The organism is Caballeronia glebae, from assembly GCF_001545035.1.
Classification (GTDB): Bacteria; Pseudomonadota; Gammaproteobacteria; order Burkholderiales; family Burkholderiaceae; genus Caballeronia; species Caballeronia glebae.
On sequence record NZ_FCOJ02000139.1, the window covers coordinates 1 to 3378 of the forward strand.

General features: G+C 57.8%; 3 protein-coding genes. All 3 read right to left on the bottom strand.

Annotated features, from left to right (window positions below; translation table 11 throughout):
- Positions 1-126: 126 nt before the first annotated feature.
- Complete coding sequence (locus AWB82_RS36315; RefSeq protein ID WP_086974060.1) at positions 127-1125, bottom strand: site-specific integrase; 999 nt, start codon at positions 1123-1125, stop codon at positions 127-129.
- On the bottom strand, positions 1122-2066 hold the full coding sequence (locus AWB82_RS36320; protein WP_086974061.1) for a tyrosine-type recombinase/integrase: 945 nt from the start codon (positions 2064-2066) through the stop codon (positions 1122-1124). The genes AWB82_RS36315 and AWB82_RS36320 overlap by 4 nt, the downstream gene beginning before the upstream one ends.
- Positions 2063-3378, bottom strand: a 1316-nt coding sequence (locus AWB82_RS36325) for a site-specific integrase (protein ID WP_235023599.1), incomplete at its 5' end; no start/stop codon positions are given. The genes AWB82_RS36325 and AWB82_RS36320, both read right to left, overlap by 4 nt.

Sequence of the window (3378 nt, forward strand, 5' to 3'; positions counted from 1 at the left end):
CACTATATGCCCTTCCGAATTATGTCGTGCGGCACGATTGAACTTCGACGGTCTACCCGAACGGTGCGTGTCGAAAGCAGATGTGCCAGACGTGCCCAAGTTATTACCCGACATAATTTCAGGCCGCTAAAGGCTGTTCAGAAAGTCGAGAAGCTCGTCTGTCGGCTTGAAGCGTCCAGGCTTGCCGTGTCGCGGAGTTGCCTTCTCAAGGGCCTGTTCTTTCATCGCAAGGGTCGCTTCGATATAGATCTCCGTTGTCGCAACCGATTCATGCCCGAGCCACAACGCGATGACCGAGCGACGAACGCCTTGTTGTAGAAGGTCCATGGCCATGGTGTGTCTCAAACAGTGGACGGTGACCCGTTTTTGCTTCAACGACGGGCAGACTTCACAGGCGGTCTTGCGGTGCTTGTTTAGCAGGTACTGCACACCATGGACGCTGAGGCGTTCACCCCGCGCGCTGGGAAATAGAACCGTGCCATCACCACGTTGTGGTTCTCGCAACCACGCTTTTAGTACGGCGCGTGTGGATCTCGCGATGGGTGTACAGCGCTCTCTCCGACCTTTCCCGATCACCCGCACGTGAGCGGCAGCGCCAAGGATCAGGTCCTCACGTTTGAGACCGGTCATCTCGGACAGGCGAAGGCCGGTCTGTACGGCGACCAACATAAAGGCGTGATCGCGCCGGCCAGACCAGGTGCCTTGATCAGGCGCGGCTAGCAAGGCGTCGACTTCAGGGCGCGTCAAAAAGTGGACCAGTGTACGCGTGAAGCGTTTGCTAGGGATAGCAAGCACCCGCTGGATCTGCGCCGAATGAGCCGGAGTTTCGAGGGCTGCGTAGTGAAAGAAGGAATGAATTGCCGCGAGGCGTAGATTGCGCGTGCGAACGCTGACACCTTGGTGCTTCTCGAGTTCATCAAGGAACGCGACAATCAAAGGCGCATCGATGTCTTCGAAGTTAAGCCGGGACGGCGGCTTATGCAAACGCTGCTGCACGAACTTCAGAAGTTGCCGAAAGGTATCGCGATAGGAGGTGATGGTGTAAGGGCTCGCCTGACGCTGCTGCATCAGGCGCTGCGTGAAGAAGAGTTCCAGTAGTGGAGCGAACGTCGCTGAAGTAGTCATTGCACGTCCTCCCAGCGTTGTTCGAGTCGATGCATCGCCTCACGCATCAGTTCGGGCGAGGCGCTTAAATACCACTGCGTATCCTCAACGTGGACATGACCGAGGTAGGCAGACAGGATTGGTAGGCGACGCTCGGGATCCTGATCGGACCGGTACCAGCGTACAAGTGTGTTGGTTGCGAACACGTGCCTCATATCGTGCAGACGCGGCCCGTGACTGTCTGACTCACCGCGCAAGCCGATCTGCCGCGATAACGCATAGAAAGCGCGATGAATCTGACCGCTGTCCAGCCGGTTGCCCCAGCTCGACACGAACAGGTACGAGGATACCGGTCGCCCCGCCCAATGACGTTGGCGTTTTGCGATATAGTTTGCGAGCACCTCGCAGGTCGAGGCATGCAAAGGAACCAATCTCGTCTTGCCTAGTTTCGCTCCGCGGAGAGTCAATATCCCCGCGGTCAGATCCACGTCCTGTAGCTCGAGATTGCGCGCTTCACCCAGACGCATCCCTGATACGCTCAGCAATCCGAACAGGCAATGATAGGTCCACGGCAGCAGGGCACCCCGTTCATAACGATATGGCATTTGGAGTGCAGCCTCCAATAATGCGCAGATCTCGCTGGTCGAATATAAGTACGGTCTAGCCCGCTTCGGTTGAAAGGGTAACAAGCCTGGCGCTGGTATCTCGGTGCGGAGATCGGTAGCACTGCGATGGCGCGCAAACTGTCGTACATAGCTCAGACGTTGCGCCCATTGCGCAGGCCGGACATCCGATGGCTGTTGAGCCCACGCGAGAGCCAATGCCTGGGTAACGTAGGGAGCACGATGCCGTTCCATAAACGCGACGAAATCTGGTAGCGCATTGCCTGCCTCTCTCAGCTTGAATCCCAGGCTGCGCCTCAGATCGATGTACTCCTTAACGGCTTGTCGAAGTGTGTTCATCGCACACCTCCTGGCCAGGGCAAAGCAAGTGTACGCAATGCCTTGATGTCTACCGACGTATAGATCTTCGTTGTTTGTGGATGATGATGTCCCAATACCTCGCCGATCTCGCTGAGCGAGGCCCCACGGCTCAACATCTGGGTGGCAAGGCCGTGGCGGAACTGATGCGCACCCATCGTGGGTGCGTCGATGCCAGCGCGCTGAAGCGAATTCCGGACGAGGGAGCCGACGCCACTTTGCCCACGAAAACCTGTGATGGGCGCCTTTGCGCGCAAAAATACGCGGCGACTGGCGCTATGAGGACGCCCGTACCGCAAATATGCGGCAATCGCCTTGCCGACGTCGGCAGGTAAGGGTAGCTCGCAGCGTTGCCCGCCCTTGCCGCGGACGCTCACCTGGCCCGCGCTCCAGTTGATGTCGTCGAGTTCGAGAAAAGCCACCTCACCAGCGCGTAACCCCAATCGCGCGAGCAGGAGCAGGATGGCGTAGTCACGACGCCCAACCGAAGTCCGTCTATCGATACTAGCCAGCAGCTGCCGCGTCTGCTCAGCAGAAATCGCTCGAGGAATTGACGGCATCGACCAGTTGGCGACGACCGGAACGGCGGCAGCCAGATCCAGCGTAACGTCGCCGCGATAGCGCGCATAGCGTAGAAAGGAGCGCAGTGCAGTGGTCATTAGCTTGGCTCGCTTCAAATGCAAACTTGGTGCACGGAACTGCACGAAGCTCACGACATCCACGGCACGTAGGCGCGATAAGTTGACCCTCCCGTCACCGAAGCAATGGTGGAGAAAATCGTGGATGAATGGCACGTAATTAATGACCGTCGTTGCCGCAAGAGCCTTAGCGTCGCGCAAGTACTCTGCGTATGCTTGTGCACAGATCTCCGCAGGTGGCGCCCGACGTGTTGCTGTCTTCTCGACGGGAATCACGCCCGCACTGCGCATAAAATCGATGAGATGACGGAGCGCAGCCCGATCTCCAAGGTAAGGTTGCACATGGCGGGCGCGATAGCGCAAATACCGTGTCGCGTGGTCGTAGCAGATGTCCTTTACGCTGACGCCTGTCTTCTTAAGCCATCGACTAAAGCATGCGGCGATACGTACCTGCTGCTTCATGGACTGTGCGCTGTATCCCTGGGAGCTGATCGCGTCCGCAAACGATACCAAATGGGCTGCAAGCGGCCCTTCTGGCGGCTGAGAGAGCGTGACCTGATCATGAATGGTGTACTTCACGATGACCTCCTTCCCTGGCGTGGGGAGCGGATGGAAGGAGTAAAGATTATCTCTATCCAACATCGGCCGTTTGGCCT

What these genes read in the sequence shown, in the direction of transcription:
- AWB82_RS36315 (WP_086974060.1), bottom strand. Translation starts at nt 1,125, where the DNA reads ATGACTACTTCAGCGACGTTCGCTCCACTACTGGAACTCTTCTTCACG.
- AWB82_RS36320 (WP_086974061.1), bottom strand. Translation starts at nt 2,066, where the DNA reads ATGAACACACTTCGACAAGCCGTTAAGGAGTACATCGATCTGAGGCGC.